We start from the raw sequence: 16084 nt of genomic DNA on the forward strand, positions 1-16084 counted from the left end.
TTCACGGCGTGTCTGGCTTTAATGCTGTTTTACTGCGGTAATGACGATTGTGTGAAGTACTGTTTATCTTCCCAACGTAGCATTGTTAGTTGTCCTCCCCAACAACACCCTGTATCCAATGCATAAAATCCATCGGGTGTTCCTTGGCCTTCTAATGATGCCCAGTGACCGAAAACGATGGCATATTCTGATGAAATCTGGCGTGGCAGTTCAAACCAAGGCTTTAGTGGCGCAGGGGCGTTTTCGGGTTTATCTTTGCACAACATGTCCAATTGACCATTTGGAAAACAGTAACGCATACGTGTCAATGTATTGGTACTGAAACGTAAACGCGCCAGCCCAGAGAGTTCTGGCGACCAGTTGTTTGGCATATCCCCATACATGGAATTGAGAAACAGAGGGTAACTGCTACTGTTGAGCATGGTTTCAACTTCGCTGGCGCACATTTTGGCTGTCTCCAAATCCCATTGAGGCGTAATACCAGCATGTGTCATGAGCAGTTTTAGATCATCATCGCACTGTAGTAACGGCTGTTTGCGTAGCCAATTAATTAATTCATCGGCGTCTGGCGCAGACAATAACGTATCAATTTTATCTTTAGGTTTATTACGGCTGATCCCGGCATAAACGCCCAATAAATGGAGATCGTGATTGCCTAATACTACTTTTGCGGCTGAGCCTAACTGTTTAATATACCGGAGAACTTTAAGAGAGTCCGGGCCGCGGGCAACTAAATCTCCTGTTAACCACAACGTGTCCTTTTTAGGATCAAAATCGACTTTAGTTAATAAAGCACGTAATTCACGATAGCAGCCATGAATATCACCAATGAGATATGTAGACATAATCAATTAATCAGCGTTGGGATAGCCAGACGGAAAACCGGAATGGCAACGCGAAATGGCTCGCCATTGTGGTCGACCATTTCATAATGGCCTTCCATAGTACCCAAAGGTGTTTCCAATATTGCGCCGCTGGTGTAACGGTATTCGGTCCCTGGCTGGATTATGGGTTGCTCACCAACAACGCCTTCCCCCTGAACTTCCGTTTGGCGGCCATCACTGTTGGTAATCAGCCAGTAACGATTAATTAACTGGACCGGTTCGCGCCCAAGATTTCGGATAGTGATTGTATAGGCAAAAACAAAACGCTGTTGATCGGGACACGATTGGCTTTCTACATAAACACTTTGTACCTGAATAGAAACCCTGGGCGTATTAATCATAATTGACTCCTGTTATGACTGCATTTCAGGTTGTTCTGATAGCCAGTTTGCCATTTTACAGTACTGCTCAACAGAAATATTTTCTGCACGAGTACTTGGATCGATACCAAGTTCTGTTAGCTGTTCTACAGTAAAAAGATCACCGAGGCTGTTACGAATGGTTTTACGCCGTTGGTTGAAAGCTTGAGTCGTGATCCGGCTCAGCATACGAATATTTTTGACGGGGTGAGGTATGCTTTTGTGCGGTATCAGACGTACAACGGCTGAATCGACTTTAGGTGCGGGAGTAAACGCAGTCGGCGGTACTTCCAGCACAGGGATAACCTGACAATAATATTGGGCCATGACACTCAAACGCCCGAAAGCTTTACTTCCGGGGCCAGCTACCAGACGGTTCACCACCTCTTTTTGTAGCATAAAATGCATATCAGCAATAGCATCAGTATAGCTGAAAAGGTGGAACATTAACGGCGTAGAAATATTATAAGGTAAATTACCAAAGACGCGCAGCGGCTTCCCTCTTTGCTGAGACAATTCGCCAAAATTAACCGTCATGGCATCTTGCTGGATAATGGTAAGTTTATCTTTTAATTTTGGATGAATTTGTAGACGAGCGGCTAAATCGCGGTCGAGTTCAACGACGGTCATTTTATCCATTCGCTCGCCAACCGGTTCTGTTAACGCACCAAGACCGGGGCCAATTTCCAATACTGCCTGGCCGGGTTGTGGATTGATAGCGGCAACAATACTATCAATGACAAATTGATCGGTTAAGAAGTTCTGCCCGAAGCGTTTACGGGCAAAATGCCCTTGGTGGACTCTGTTATTCATTACTGTTTTGTATCATTTTAATTGCTAAATTCAATGCGGTGATAAAGCTTCCCACATCAGCTTGACCTGTTCCGGCCAGTTCCAGCGCTGTGCCATGATCGACCGAAGTACGGATAAACGGCAGGCCCAATGTAATATTCACTGCTCTGCCAAAACCTTGGTATTTTAACACGGGTAATCCTTGGTCGTGATACATCGAGAGCACGGCGTCTGCATGTTGAAGATATTTAGGTTGAAACAGGGTATCTGCCGGTAAAGGGCCTTCCAGCACAATGCCTTCTGCTCTCAGACTGGTTAATGCAGGAATAATGACATCGAGCTCTTCCCGTCCCATATGGCCGCCTTCTCCTGCATGGGGATTCAGACCACAAACATAAATACAGGGTTTTGCCAGGCCGAACTTTGTTTTTAAGTCATGGTTAAGAATAGTAATCACTTCTCGCAGACTATCGAAAGTGATGGACTGTGGTACATCAACAATAGGCAGATGAGTCGTTGCCAGTGCAACCCGAAGTTCTTCTGTCGCAAGCATCATGACAACTCGCTGGCATCCACTGCGATCGGCAAAGAACTCGGTATGGCCGATAAAAGGTACGCCTGCGTCATTGATATTCCCTTTATGAACCGGTCCTGTGACTAATGCTGAAAATTCTCCGTTTAAACAGCCGTCACAGGCTCGTGCCAGTGTTTCGGTGACATATCTGCCGTTTTCTTGATTCAATTCGCCGGCGATTGCGGGAACATGAAGAGGAACTGGCAATATTGTCAACGTCCCGGCAGCCTGTGGTTCGGGGATTTTGTCAGCAGAGTATTCTTGTAATTGCAAAGGTAAATTAAGTTGTCTGGCTCGGTCGAGAAGCAGGTTGGGGTCCGCGCAAGCGACCAATTGCATTGGCCAGCTTTGTTGAGCGAGAGCAACCGTTAAGTCAGGTCCAACCCCGGCAGGCTCGCCGGGGGTAATAACAATGGGTTTATTGATAATAATCGGTTTATTGTTGTGCATCGCTGCCATCTAAAATTTTCACATAAGCTGAAGCGCGTTGTTCTTGCATCCAGCTTTGGGCTTCTTCGGTGAATTTACGGTTGAACAACATACGGTAAGCACGATCTTTCTGAGCAACATCTGTTTTATCAACTTTGCGAGTGTCCAGCAGTTGGATCAGATGCCAGCCAAAAGATGAATGAACAGGTTGGCTGATTTCACCTTTATTCAGGCGCATTAATGCGTCACGGAAAGCAGGATCGTAGATATCAGGAGTAGTCCAGCCGAGATCGCCGCCACGTAGGGCGGAACCTGGATCGTCTGAAAACTCTTTAGCAGCATCGGCAAAATCGGTTTTTCCACTGCGAATATCACTGGCGATTTGCTGCAATTTGGCGCGCGCCTGATCATCGGTCATGACAGGGGAAGTTCTTAATAGAATATGGCGGGCATGAACTTCAGTGACGGCGATGGTTGGGTTACCGCCACGGATGTCATTAACTTTGAGAATATGGAAACCAACACCGGAGCGGATTGGACCAACGATGGCGCCTTTCTGAGCTGATTGCAGTTGTTCAGCAAACAGGGTTGGTAATTCCTCAAGTCTGCTCCAACCCATATTACCGCCTTTCAGCGCTTGTGGATCAGCAGAGTAGGCGATAGCTAATTTACCGAAATCAACATTATGTTTAAGTTCAGACATAATTTTCTGCACTACCGTCATGGCTTTTTCCATTTGCGCCTGATCAGGGTTTTCTGGTAATGGAATCAGAATGTGGCTGATATTCAGTTCAGTATCGTTGGTGTTCTGGTTGCTAATTTGTTTAACTAAGGCGTCGATCTCTTGAGGCAAAATGGTGACACGGCGGCGAACTTCATTATTGCGCACTTCTGCTATCATCATTTCTTTACGGATTTGATCACGGTAAGTATCGAAACTCATGCCGTCAGCAGCAATGCGATGTTTCATTTGCTCCACAGTGATGTGGTTTTGAGCTGCAATATTGGCAATGGTAGAATCCAATCCTTGATCAGGAATAGCGATCCCCATCTGTTTTGCCATTTGTAGCAGGATATTATCCATAATCAGACGTTCAAGGATCTGATGACGAAGTATTTGTTCGTCTGGTATTTGCTGGCCGGCATGTTGCGCATCCAGTTTGACAGATTGTAAGCGGCTGTTGATGTCGCTTTCCAGTACCACCCCGTTATTAACGACCGCAGCAATTTTGTCCATTTGCTGAGGCGCAGCGAAAGCAGTACTCACTGAAAACATCAATCCGAAAATGAGAGTTCTCCAGTTCTTCATACTTTTCCCATCATATGTAGGTTCCGCAATAGCGGATTTATCGTGTTTAATATCAAAATGTTATTGGCATCAGAACGCACGTTGGTATGGCATGATGCCAGACTTCAACATTTTCTGGCTACCCAGACTATGATTGTTACTTAAGCCACGAAGTTCAAAGTTAAATGACCATTTGTTGTCATATTCGCTATTGTTGTCTTTCCAACCAACGATTTTACGCTCATAGCCAACGTTAACTGCCCAGCAACAAGTGTTGTACTGCAAACCCACTAATTGACTTGCCGGTTGCTGTTTTTTGGTATCGTAGTAGTAAGCGCCTACGAAACCCCAACGATCACTTAACGGCCAACTTGCAACCAGACCGACTTGAGAAATCCCTTGCTGGAAGGCTGGGGCACTCTTAGCTGTAGCTTGGATATAATCTCTGTCAACAAAACGATAGTTCAACTGCACAAGTCGGTCTGCATCACGGCGATATTCTAGTACTGCATTCCCCATCGTTACGCTGCTCAGGCGAGTATCGTATTGCATGCCCCCTTTCAAGCCCCAGGAATCATTAATTTTCCAGTAACTATCACCTGCCCAGGTCATCATACCTGTACTATCTTTACTGTTGATCATGGTTTCTTTACCGGTGCGTGGACGTTCAAAGTAATAGATTTGACCTAATGACAGGTTAAAACGTTCAACTAAACCTTCATCATAAAGGCGGGTAGTGAGACCGGTAGTCACTTGATTGGCAGATGAGATACGGTCCAGGCCGCCATAAAAGCGGTCACGGAACAGGCCGGTATAGTCAGTTTGTAATAAAGATGAGTCGAAGTTGTTGATATTATCTTGGTCTTTGTATGGCACATACAAATACTGAACTTGCGGCTCTAGCGTTTGGGTGTAATTGCTGTTCAGGTACGTTGAACGTTCAAACACCATTTTGGCTTCGCTTTTGAACTGCGGCAGAACCCGGTTAACAGATTCTTTATATTCAGCATTCTCAAGAGCCTTGGGAATATCTTGCTGATAATGAGTCGCCATCAGTTTAACTTCATTATTCATACTGGCCCAGCCATTAGAGAGCGGCAGGTTAATGGAGGGTTCCAGATGCCAGCGGGTTGCTTCCGGGTTATTTTTACCTACACTGGTGAATTTTGCCGCCTGACCATAGACTTTAAGGTCAAATGGCCCCAGATCGTTTTTGTAATAGTTCAGATCTAACTGTGGTTCAGCCCTGTAAGCTTTTCTACTGGTATCTTTAGAGAAAATTTGGAACTGTTTAGTTGATAGCGTGGCATTCCAGTTCTGTTGAGCATAGCCCAGACTGAATTTTTGTGTGGCATAGCCATCCGTGGTGGAACCATATTGAGAGCTGAAATCAGAAAAATATTCGGGATCGCTGACTTTGGTGTAGTCGATATTAAAACGCCATACCCTATCCATCACACCACTGTGTCTCCAATAGAATAACCAGCGATTATCACTTTCTCTGGCGGTACGTGTGTTTGCCTTTTTGTCTTTGACATACTGCTCGTCGTTATTCAGCCAATCGAGAGCAAGGGTACCTGTGCCTGCTTTAGTTAAGTAACGGAATTCATTATCCAGTTTTAAACCACGCTGACTAATATAGTGTGGTGTAATCGTAGCATCATAATTCGGTGCGATATTCCAGTAATAAGGTAGCAGAAATTCAAAACCACCTTTTTTGGAATAGCTGGCGTTAGGAATAAGAAAACCGGAACGGCGTTTATTACCGATCGGTAATTGAAGATACGGGCTATAAAATATTGGAACGTTAGCCATTCTGAAACGGGCATTCCATATTTCGGCCACTTCTTCTTCGCGATCGAGAATGACTTCGGAGCCGACAACGCTCCAGCTATCATTACCAGGCAGGCAGGAAGTAAAAGTACCATTATCCAGAATGGCATAACGGTTTTCACCACGCAGTTTCATTTTATCTGCGGTGCCGCGTCCTTGACGCCCGACCATCTGATAATCACCCTGATACATATCGGTATCTTTATTATTTAAATTAGACCAAGCGCGTGGACCTTTTAGAATAATCTGAGGATCATCATAATGAACATTACCCGTTGCAGTCACGGTTCTTAACGGAACTTCATCTTCTGTTTGATCAAGTTGTACTTTATCTGCGGTAAGGGTCTTATTACCCTGTTTAATATTGACATTACCGATAAATTTAGCGGAACGTGGATAATCTGCTTGTGAATCATCCGCCAGGATATTGATAGGGAGTTGATTGAGATCGCCATTAATTATTGGTTGATCATAAACAGGTATACCCAGCATACACTGTGCTGCGAGATCAGCATGTGCATGCTGACCATAAAGTGCGGCCCATACCGTTGTGGCCAGCAAAGTTGGATAACATTTCTTCATAGATATTTATGCGGTTCCATCATCAGTGGCATTATGCCGGGCAAACCTCAAGAGACTAGCGCACTCGATGAATATGCGCCAGTGTAAAGTCATACCTTTACTTATCTTGCCGTTAGGCACGGAGCTGAATGAATAGTATGATAATGCAAAACTACACTCAGAGCATTGGTGAATTGAGGAGTATATGCGTTATTGGGGAAAATTGCTTGGGCTGATCTTTGGTGTTGTGTCTGGAGCGGGCTTCTGGGGTATTGTTATTGGTCTATTTATTGGTCATATGCTTGATAGGGCCAGTGTACGGAGAAACCAAGGTTTTTTTGCAAATAATCAGTCTCGCCAACTGTTATTTTTCAGTAGTACTTTTCAGGTGATGGGCCATATTACTAAATCAAAAGGGCGGGTGACTGAAACAGATATCCGGCTTGCGAGCCAGTTAATGGAGCGAATGCAACTTCACGGACAAGCCAGGATAGCAGCACAGCAGGCTTTTCGTGAAGGTAAAGAGCCCAATTTTCCTTTGCGTGAGACGCTAAGACAATTGCGTCGTGCCTGTTTTGGCCGGTCTGACTTAGTTCGCATGTTTTTGGAGATCCAATTACAGGCTGCATTTTCTGATGGTCAATTGCATCCGAATGAGAGGAAAGTGCTGTTTATTATTGCTGATGAACTTGGAATCTCTCGTAACCAATTTGAACAATTCCTTGCCATGATGGAAGGCGGCCGTAATTTCGGTGATGGGGGAGAGTGGCAGCAACGGCAGTATGGCGGCTATCAGAGGGCCGCACAGGGGCCAACACTCGCAGACGCTTGTAAGGTGTTAGGTGTGCGTGAAAAGGATGACGCGACGACAATTAAACGTGCCTATCGTAGATTGATGAGTGAACACCATCCGGATAAGCTGGTAGCAAAAGGTTTACCACCGGAAATGATGGAAATTGCTAAACAAAAGGCCCAGTCAATTCAGGCTGCTTATGATCTCATTAAAAAAGAGAAAAGTTTTAAATAGCCTGTTATTTTATTTTTAAAAACATGTTACTAATGTTACTCAATTTATAGGGGAATAATATCCCCTATAGCTGTTGAGTTTATTTTTTATTTCTCTAAAATATTAGAATATTTTATGTTTTATTTTGTTTTAATTTAGGAGGAATGCAAAAAATGGCAAATATCCGTGTTCTTTTGGCTTGTTGTGGCTTAGCCTTGTGTCTGGTATTGGCTTCATTGGATTCGGTTACCGTATTTGTCTATTAATCAAAAATCGGCTTTACACTGAAAATGCATTGGTGTTCCATAGACCGGATGTGTGATATATAACTCTTGTGCATGTAATTGCAGGCGAGGCGCCATTGCTCTTGCCTGCTGATGAGCGTAAAACCGATCTCCCAAAATCGGGTGCTCAAGTGCTAGCATATGTACTCTGAGCTGATGTGAACGACCGGTTATCGGTGAAAGTTTTACTCGAGTTGCCTCATCTTCGTAAGCGAGTACTTCATATTCAGTTTGAGCTGATTTCCCGGTTTCAAAACAGACTTTCTGCTTTGGCCGATTCGGCCAGTCACAAATCAGCGGTAAATCGACAAGACCAGTTTCTGGTTCCAGACGTCCCCAAACCCGTGCAATATAGGTTTTTTCCGGTTCTCGTTCACGGAACTGGCGTTTCAACTCTCGTTCTGCATCTTTGTTCAATGCAACCACCATTACGCCGCTGGTTGCCATATCTAGCCGGTGGACAGATTCTGCTGCTGGGAACTGTTGTTGTATCCGCGTCATAATACTGTCTTTATGTTCTTCTGCCCGACCGGGAACAGAAAGTAATCCACTGGGTTTATTGACCACGATGATATGTTGATCCTGATAGAGCACATGTAACCAGGGATCGGTAGGAGGATTATAAGCTTCCATTGAGGCTCCGGTAGCTGAATATTAGGGGAGGCTCGGAATAGGGTTCTTAGTAAAGTTTACCCCATCCCGGTTCAGCCTCCGGGTATTGCTAATATTTACTGATGCGTAACGACAACAAGGCGAATAGCATCCAGACGCCAGCCTGCCTGATTTAAGTTAAGCAGTAACTGTTGGCGATTGGATTCAATGGCTTCCAATTCATCATCACGAATATTTGGATTAACGGCCTTCAATGCTTCCAAACGGGAAAGTTCAGCAGTGAGATTTTCATCTGCTTGCTGTTTCGCTTGTTCAATCAATGATTGAGCTTGAGTTTCTACTAAACCTTCGGCCTGTTGCAAAATAGCGTGGACTTCTTTTTGTACCGCATTGACCAGTTTACTTGCAGTATGACGATTCACTGCATTAAGTTGGCGGTTAAAGCTTTCAAACTCTACCTGACCAGCCAGATTATTGCCTTTCAGATCCATCAGTATCCGCAATGGCGTTGGTGGAAGGAAACGGGTCAATTGCAGGTGTTTCGGGGCTTGAGCTTCAACGACATAGATCAGTTCCACCAGCAGGGTTCCGACAGGTAATGCTTTATTTTTCAAAAGGGATACTGCGCAGCTACCCGTATCGCCGGAAAGGATAAGATCCAACCCATTACGGATAATGGGGTGCTCCCAACTGATAAACTGGGCATCTTCACGGGACAGTGACTGTTCACGATTAAAGGTGATAGTACAACCATCTTTTGGTAACCCAGGGAAATCAGGGACCAGCATATGATCGGATGGTGTCAGCACTATCATGTTGTCATTGCGATCTTCCTGATTGATACCAACGATATCAAATAAGTTGAGAGAGAAGTTCACTAAATCAGTATCATTATCATACTCTGAAATTTTTTCTGCCAGCCGCAAACCATGCTCGCCGCCATTAGAATTCATTTCCAGCAGTCGGTCACGGCCTTGCTCCAGTTGCTGTTTGAGTTGCTCATGTTGTTGGCGACATTGATCAATAAATTCACCAAATTTTTCCTGGCTATTGGGTTTAGCAAGATAGTTCAGCAGAGTTTCATAATAGTGATCGTAAATAGTACGACCGGTTGGACAGGTATGCTCGAATGCATCCAGACCCTCGTGATACCAACGAATCAGGACTGCTTGGGCGGTATTTTCCAGATAAGGCACACTGATCTGGATATCACGGCTTTGGCCGATACGATCCAGACGTCCGATGCGCTGTTCCAGTAAATCCGGATTGAATGGCAAATCGAACATCACCAATTGATTGGCGAACTGGAAGTTGCGGCCTTCTGAGCCAATTTCTGAGCACAGTAATACCTGAGCCCCTTCTTCTTCGGAAGCAAAATAGGCTGCGGCGCGATCACGTTCAACCAGTGATAGACCTTCATGGAAAACAGCGCCACGAATCCCTTCGCGCTCACGTAGTACCTGTTCCAATTGCAGAGCGGTGGTTGCTTTCGCACAAATTACCAGCACTTTTTCATGACGATTCGCCATTAGAAAACCAAGTAGCCACTCTACGCGGGGATCAAAGTGCCACCAGGTAGCATTTTCGCCTTCAAATTCTTGATAAATTTGTTCTGGGTAGAGCATATCCCATGCGCGTGCTTCCAGCGATTTTTTAGCGCCCATAATATCGGAGACTTTAATAGCGGTCTGATATTGGGATGGCAGAGGCAACTTTATCTGGTGCAGTTCCCGATGGGGGAAGCCTTTCACGCCATTACGGGTATTACGGAACAGAATACGGCTGGTGCCGTGACGATCCATCAGCATGGAAATGAGTTCACGGCGTGCAGTTTCACTTTCATCACTATGACTATTGGCGGCTTTCAGCAGGGGCTCAATATCCTGCTCACTAATCAACTCACCCATTAGGTTTAATTGATTATTATTGAGTTGTTCCCCGGATAACAGCAGTGTGACAGCATCGGCAACTGGACGGTATTTTTGTTGTTCGTCAATAAAAGCTTGATAATCGTGGAAACGGTTTGGATCAAGTAGGCGTAGACGGGCAAAATGGCTTTCCTGTCCTAGCTGCTCTGGCGTTGCAGTCAATAGCAATACGCTGGGGATCTGTTCAGATAACTGTTCGACAACCTGATATTCACGGCTAGGCGCATCCTCGCTCCAGGCCAGATGGTGAGCTTCATCCACCACCATCAGATCCCAGTTAGCTTCAAGCATATGCTCAAAACGTTGTTTATTGCGGCGGACAAAATCCAGTGAACAGAGCACCAATTGTTCTGTTTCAAATGGATTATCACTGTCGTGTCGTGCTTCGGTATAGCGGCTATCATCAAACAAAGCAAAGCGCAGATTGAAACGGCGTAGCATTTCTACCAGCCATTGATGTTGAAGGCTCTCTGGCACAATCACCAGAACACGTTCAGCACGACCGGCCAGCAATTGCTGGTGAATGATCATCCCGGCTTCGATGGTTTTACCCAAACCGACTTCATCAGCCAACAGAACCCTTGGCGCGTAGCGTTTGCCGACTTCATTAGCGATATGAAGTTGATGAGGGATCAGGCTTGCACGGATACCCCGCAAACCGCTTTCAGCCAGTTTAAATTGTTCGCTTTGATATTTACGGGCGCGAAAACGCAAGGCAAAGCGGTCCATGCGGTCAATTTGACCAGCAAATAGACGATCCTGTGGTTTGTTGAAGGTAAGTTTACTGTCAAGGAGCACTTCGCGCAGACTGATATTTTCTTCCAGAGTATCAAGTCGTGTGCCTGTATAAATCAGCAGGCCATTTTCTAGTTGGACTTCATCCACTTTGAGTTGCCAGCCTTCGTGGCTGGTGACAACATCCCCCGAGTTAAACATAACACGGGTAATAGGAGAGTCATTGCGTGCATAGAGGCGGTTTTCGCCGCTGGCAGGAAAGAGCAAAGTGACCATTCGTGCGTCCAGTGCAACAACGGTTCCTAATCCAAGTTCGCTTTCTGTATCGCTGATCCAGCGTTGACCGAGGGTAAATGGCATAAATTTTAACTCAGTTTCTGTTAGATAATGTTATTCATAGGTGGAGGACGACAGCTTTTTATTTGGTCTAACGGAGATAGTGGGCAGACAGCAAAACACCCCGTTAATTCCCTTATCACTCGTCAAAGGGGCGATATGTTAATGGAAGCAAAGCCAGTCGTCACCTGCAAAAAATAGTCATCAGCCAAAAGGCATTACCATCTGTCCGGTGAGTAAAGTTGTAAAATCATCCTGTAAAAACGGCAGAATAGCATCAGCGATAGGCTGAAGCTGCTTATTGATATAGTGATCATAGTCCGGTGATGAATGCAGATTTTCCAGCGGTTCTGGCCCGGATTGTGTCATGACATAACTTATCCAGCCACCATTTTGATACTGCAAAGGCCGGTTATGTTGCAGATTATATTCATCTGCTAGCCTTGCTGCCCTTACATGTGGCGGTACATTGTGCTGATAGTCAGACAGTTTACGGCCTAATCTTTTACGGTAGGTTAGTTTATCATCAAATTTTCCTTCCAGGGTACTGGTAATATAGCGGCGGATAAATTCTTGATAAGGCTTATTATGAAAAATCAGTGAATACAATTGCTTCTGGAACTCTTGCGCCAAAGGTGTCCAGTCAGTGCGTACTGTTTCCAGACCTTTATAGACCATACGATCGCCACTCAGGCCGGCATAACGTTTTTTGCTACCTTGTTCAGCGCCGCGAATGGTTGGCATCAGAAAGCGGCGATAGTGAGTTTCAAATTCCAACTCAAGGGCGCTTTTGAGTCCAAAATGTTCTTGCAGGTGCTTTTGCCACCATTGATTAACTGACTGCGCCAATTCTTTACCGATGCTAAGGGCAACTTCTTCTGTGTGTGCCTGTTTTAGGCATATAAAGATGGAATCGGTGTCTCCGTAGATAACTTGATAGGCTTGGGATTCAATCAGTTTTCTGGTTTGGAGCATAATTTCATGACCGCGCATAGTAATGGAAGACGTTAAGCGCGGGTCAAAGAAACGGCAGCCTTCTGCTCCAAGAACACCGTAGAAAGCGTTCATGATAATCTTCAATGCTTGTGACAATGGGGCGTTATGCTGTTTTTTTGCTTCGTCTCGTTCGTGCCAGATTTGCGTCACAATATCGGGCAGACAGTGTTGAGTACGGGAAAAGACGGCATTACAAAAACCGGGAACTGCATGTTCATTATCCGGTTGTGCTAGCCCTTCCACCATGCCGACAGGATCGATAAGAAAAGTGCGGATAATGGCGGGATACAGACTCTTATAATCCAGTACCAGCACTGAATCATACAAACCGGGAAGAGAATCCATCACGAAACCGCCAGGGCTATTCTCTCCTGATCTTACGCCTAGATTGGGTGCAACATAGCCGATACGGTGCATTCTTGGCATATAAAGATGGGTGAAAGCCGTTACTGAACCGCCACTGCGATCTACCGCGAGACCGGTAACCGTTGCTCTTTCTAGCAAGAATTCCATTAAGTGGGTTTTATCGAAAATCTGGTTTACCAGAATACAGTCTTGCAGATTATATTGCGCTAGCGCGGGTTTATTCTGTTGGAAACGGCGGTCGATTTCATCCATGCGTTGATAGGGAGTATTGATGGCTTTACCTTCGCCTAATAGTTCCTGTGAAACAGACTCCAGGCTGAAAGAGGGAAAGTTCCAGGTAGCGGTTTTTAGCGCTTCAATACCATCAATAATCAACCGGCCGGCGGTGGAAGCGAAAAAGTGCCCCGGTTTAAAGCCGTGCTCCCGCCATTCCAGTAACCCTCCGGCACGTCCAAATTTCAGCGGGACACCGTAGCGTTCAGCATGTTTTTGTAAAATTCGTAGATCGAACTGAATCAGGTTCCAGCCAATAATGGCGTCAGGGTCATATTTTTCCAGCCACTCGTTGAGTCTTTCCAGCATTTGCGGACGACTTGCTACATATTCCAAATCGAAATTTACCGGGTATTCATTACCGTTAGCAGGGCCAAGCATAAATACTTTTTGCTGATCACATCCTGCTAATCCAATGGAATAAAGTTCTCCATGCTGGCTGGTTTCAATATCTAGGGATGCCCATTTCAATGTTGGGCGATAAGTCGGGTTGGGTTTCATTTGATAGCTGCCATTAGGCGCCTGACTGAACCAGATGGGGGCAGTGATAAAACGTTCCATCATAAATCTGTCTGGTGGACGGATATCTGCTTCATAAACCTGAATTTCCTGTTGCTGTAGTACTTTCTCAATTCGTTGTAACTGCCGATATTGCTGGCAATAAAGTGCGGCAACAGGTTGGCGATTGAAATCTTTTAATGAGAGTGAGCGGAGATGGTAGTTGCGCTCTTGCGCCAGAATTTTTTCCACCCGCGGCATATTGGCTTGCGGGATAAAAGCAACAGCTTGTTGGTGAAGAATTTTTATATGACGTGGCCCCTGATTTGTCGCGAGCCAAAATTCCACTTCAATACCTGCGGGAGTATCACGCCAGTGGCGTGTCAGTATAAAACCTTGTTCAGCATGATTCTGTTGCATCATAGAGGCTGGCGCTTATATTTGTTGAAAATAACCACAATTATAGCATTGGGTAATGGTTATTTGTACAGTTGTTTGAGCTCGCTATATCGTGATGTGATGTATACCCGTTATCTTTCAAGTTGCCTCTTTGTTGGTTGCACTCACTCACCCCGGTCACATAGTTCTCTATGCTCCCGGGGATTCGCTCCCTTGCCGTCGCGATGCATCTTGAAAGATGACGGGTATAGATATTATTTTTGTTCTTGTAAGTTTAAGTTATTTATGGAGGTTCTAATAAAGTTAAAGGGCGGGTTAAATTTATAAAACCGCTAGGTTAGACATTATTACGCTTATCCCGTCTAGCAATAAAGCATAAATCTAGCGTAGTAAGTATAGAACCAATAAAGAATAAAAATGGAGGCAAAAACAAAATAGCTTATTGATCTAATTTTATTGTTTTTAAATAAAGCATATGACTTGTAAAAACAGGCTATATAAAAAGGACTAAGTGGGATTAATATAAATATGGAAGTGATTATATCAATACCTCCATCTTCATATTGCCATATATCACAATCAATTGAGTTGAAGTCAAAAAAGTCTGTAACCCTAGGAAAAGCGAATGAGTTAATTAATCCAAAGGATAAAAAACTTAACATAAAAAATGTAAATATATCTGATATTTTCATTTTTTATCCTTTAAGTAAATTATCTAAATAATCTAGCCGCTTATATATACTTACTCCGTAAGAAATCCATTTTTTTTCATCAGTAGTGCTTAATTCAGGAGGAGTGTTCATTATTCTTATGAAATCTCCCTTTTCTCTTGTTATACCACGGTTATATCTAGAACCAGCCATGATATATTGTTCTTTTGTTAAGTTCTTGGTATTTGCATTAGGATAATCATAGAGAATTAAATCTCTTAAATGACGAGCAACCATTTTAATATTAAATTCATCAATTTGAAGGCAAGTTGCAATTTCTAACTGGTCTGTTGTTGTTAATGTATTTGAGTCGAAACCCATCATATCTGCTACATGTCTTATCTGTATTGCAACTATACCCGTAGAAGTTTCATTTGAGCCTTTTGAGCGAGTTTTATCAAGATTAAAAGCCTGTTCACGCCATTGCCTCATTGCAATAGTGTTTAACTTCCACATATCTGGTTTACCGCCCGCTTCTATTCTGGCAACACCAGCTAAAAGATTTGGTGGGATTTGTTCTATATGGGCATATTTTAAAATTAGGTTTCTGTTATATTTCACATATGCATCTTTATAACCATCCAGATAATTTACTGAGCCTGGAATAAATTGATTAAGAAGGTAAATTGAAGCATCTATTTCATCCCATCGCCTAAAAGATGGCCTGGAACTTGGGTCATATGTACAGAAATTATTACTTAATACCCTGTTACGTAATTTATTCATTTTTAATAAACCTCATCATCTCTGATACTATAAGCAGAAGTACCCGCAATGTGGTGACTCCAAGTTATATTTTGATAAATGACAGAGATACTCTCTTCTGGTTGATTCTCTGCATGGGTTAAAGAGTGAGGGTAATTAATATTAAAAGCATTTATTTTTGCTTTTGTTAATTCTATTGAATAAAACTTTTCTTGAGCACCTTCTGATGAAGTTCTATAAAAATCTAGCAGGATATGAAGTTCTTCGTTGTTTGAAATTGCTAGTCCAAGTAAAGGAGAGGATTTATCGATAGGTTTTATGATATTAAAAGGATGATGACTTACATGCTGTACGCGAGTTAAAGAATGTGTAGCGGAGTAAACTAATATTTGATCCCTGTGGTTCTCTTGATATTTATTACCAATAGAATCAAAAGTAGAACAGCCTGCTGAAATTAACCCTTGGTTCTTTCCTTTTATGGTCGCATAAATCAAGTTAGACATTATTAAATCCTTT

General features: G+C 43.8%; 12 protein-coding genes. 1 reads left to right on the forward strand and 11 read right to left on the reverse strand.

The annotated features are described in order from the left end of the window. Positions 1-29 precede the first annotated feature (29 nt). From apaH to lptD, 6 genes are all read right to left on the reverse strand, one after another. Entirely contained in the window at positions 30-845 is an 816-nt protein-coding gene (apaH, locus tag V2H77_RS18190; RefSeq protein WP_341499925.1) for a bis(5'-nucleosyl)-tetraphosphatase (symmetrical) ApaH, read from the reverse strand. Between the two features lie 2 nt (positions 846-847). Continuing rightward, positions 848-1225, reverse strand: a complete 378-nt coding sequence (gene apaG / locus V2H77_RS18195) for a Co2+/Mg2+ efflux protein ApaG (protein WP_341499926.1) — start codon at positions 1223-1225, stop codon at positions 848-850. 12 nt (positions 1226-1237) lie between these two features. Next, on the reverse strand, positions 1238-2056 hold the full coding sequence (rsmA, locus tag V2H77_RS18200; protein WP_341499927.1) for a 16S rRNA (adenine(1518)-N(6)/adenine(1519)-N(6))-dimethyltransferase RsmA: 819 nt from the start codon (positions 2054-2056) through the stop codon (positions 1238-1240). After that, a complete protein-coding gene (gene pdxA, locus V2H77_RS18205; RefSeq protein ID WP_341499928.1) occupies positions 2049-3068 on the reverse strand; it encodes a 4-hydroxythreonine-4-phosphate dehydrogenase PdxA in 1020 nt (339 codons plus the stop codon). Before pdxA ends, rsmA begins: the two co-directional genes overlap by 8 nt. Continuing rightward, entirely contained in the window at positions 3046-4347 is a 1302-nt protein-coding gene (surA, locus tag V2H77_RS18210; RefSeq protein WP_341499929.1) for a peptidylprolyl isomerase SurA, read from the reverse strand. Before surA ends, pdxA begins: the two co-directional genes overlap by 23 nt. 69 nt (positions 4348-4416) lie before the next feature. Beyond that, positions 4417-6741, reverse strand: coding sequence for an LPS assembly protein LptD (gene lptD / locus V2H77_RS18215; RefSeq protein ID WP_265378699.1), 2325 nt, complete (start codon positions 6739-6741; stop codon positions 4417-4419). A gap of 184 nt (positions 6742-6925) precedes the next feature. Between lptD and djlA the strand changes: the two genes are divergently transcribed. Next, positions 6926-7747 carry a co-chaperone DjlA gene (gene djlA / locus V2H77_RS18220; RefSeq protein WP_341499930.1) on the forward strand — a complete coding sequence of 274 codons (822 nt, stop codon included), beginning with the start codon at positions 6926-6928 and terminating at the stop codon, positions 7745-7747. 245 nt (positions 7748-7992) lie between these two features. Here the strand turns inward: djlA and rluA are convergent, their stop codons facing one another. The 5 genes from rluA to V2H77_RS18245 all read right to left on the reverse strand — a co-directional run bounded on the left by rluA (position 7993) and on the right by V2H77_RS18245 (position 16071). Then, a complete protein-coding gene (gene rluA, locus V2H77_RS18225) occupies positions 7993-8643 on the reverse strand; it encodes a bifunctional tRNA pseudouridine(32) synthase/23S rRNA pseudouridine(746) synthase RluA (RefSeq protein WP_265378697.1) in 651 nt (216 codons plus the stop codon). Positions 8644-8738: 95 nt separating this feature from the next. After that, positions 8739-11645 carry an RNA polymerase-associated protein RapA gene (gene rapA / locus V2H77_RS18230; RefSeq protein WP_265513862.1) on the reverse strand — a complete coding sequence of 969 codons (2907 nt, stop codon included), beginning with the start codon at positions 11643-11645 and terminating at the stop codon, positions 8739-8741. 180 nt (positions 11646-11825) lie between these two features. After that, positions 11826-14174 (reverse strand): DNA polymerase II, encoded by a 2349-nt coding sequence (locus V2H77_RS18235; protein WP_341499970.1) that lies wholly within the window; start codon positions 14172-14174, stop codon positions 11826-11828. A 674-nt stretch (positions 14175-14848) separates the two neighbouring features. Further along, positions 14849-15589: a hypothetical protein gene (locus V2H77_RS18240; RefSeq protein WP_341499931.1), complete on the reverse strand. Its 741-nt coding sequence runs from the start codon at positions 15587-15589 to the stop codon at positions 14849-14851. A 2-nt stretch (positions 15590-15591) separates the two neighbouring features. After that, on the reverse strand, positions 15592-16071 hold the full coding sequence (locus tag V2H77_RS18245) for an Hcp family type VI secretion system effector (protein ID WP_088373893.1): 480 nt from the start codon (positions 16069-16071) through the stop codon (positions 15592-15594). Between the last annotated feature and the right edge of the window lie 13 nt (positions 16072-16084).

Origin of the sequence: Photorhabdus sp. P32, from assembly GCF_038085095.1 — a bacterium.
GTDB classification, from domain to species: domain Bacteria; phylum Pseudomonadota; class Gammaproteobacteria; order Enterobacterales; family Enterobacteriaceae; genus Photorhabdus; species Photorhabdus luminescens.

What these genes read in the sequence shown, in the direction of transcription:
- V2H77_RS18235 (WP_341499970.1), bottom strand. Translation starts at nt 14,174, where the DNA reads ATGCAACAGAATCATGCTGAACAAGGTTTTATACTGACACGCCACTGG.
- rluA (WP_265378697.1), bottom strand. Translation starts at nt 8,643, where the DNA reads ATGGAAGCTTATAATCCTCCTACCGATCCCTGGTTACATGTGCTCTAT.
- rapA (WP_265513862.1), bottom strand. Translation starts at nt 11,645, where the DNA reads ATGCCATTTACCCTCGGTCAACGCTGGATCAGCGATACAGAAAGCGAA.
- rsmA (WP_341499927.1), bottom strand. Translation starts at nt 2,056, where the DNA reads ATGAATAACAGAGTCCACCAAGGGCATTTTGCCCGTAAACGCTTCGGG.
- pdxA (WP_341499928.1), bottom strand. Translation starts at nt 3,068, where the DNA reads ATGGCAGCGATGCACAACAATAAACCGATTATTATCAATAAACCCATT.
- djlA (WP_341499930.1), top strand. Translation starts at nt 6,926, where the DNA reads ATGCGTTATTGGGGAAAATTGCTTGGGCTGATCTTTGGTGTTGTGTCT.
- lptD (WP_265378699.1), bottom strand. Translation starts at nt 6,741, where the DNA reads ATGAAGAAATGTTATCCAACTTTGCTGGCCACAACGGTATGGGCCGCA.
- apaG (WP_341499926.1), bottom strand. Translation starts at nt 1,225, where the DNA reads ATGATTAATACGCCCAGGGTTTCTATTCAGGTACAAAGTGTTTATGTA.
- apaH (WP_341499925.1), bottom strand. Translation starts at nt 845, where the DNA reads ATGTCTACATATCTCATTGGTGATATTCATGGCTGCTATCGTGAATTA.
- surA (WP_341499929.1), bottom strand. Translation starts at nt 4,347, where the DNA reads ATGAAGAACTGGAGAACTCTCATTTTCGGATTGATGTTTTCAGTGAGT.
- V2H77_RS18245 (WP_088373893.1), bottom strand. Translation starts at nt 16,071, where the DNA reads ATGTCTAACTTGATTTATGCGACCATAAAAGGAAAGAACCAAGGGTTA.
- V2H77_RS18240 (WP_341499931.1), bottom strand. Translation starts at nt 15,589, where the DNA reads ATGAATAAATTACGTAACAGGGTATTAAGTAATAATTTCTGTACATAT.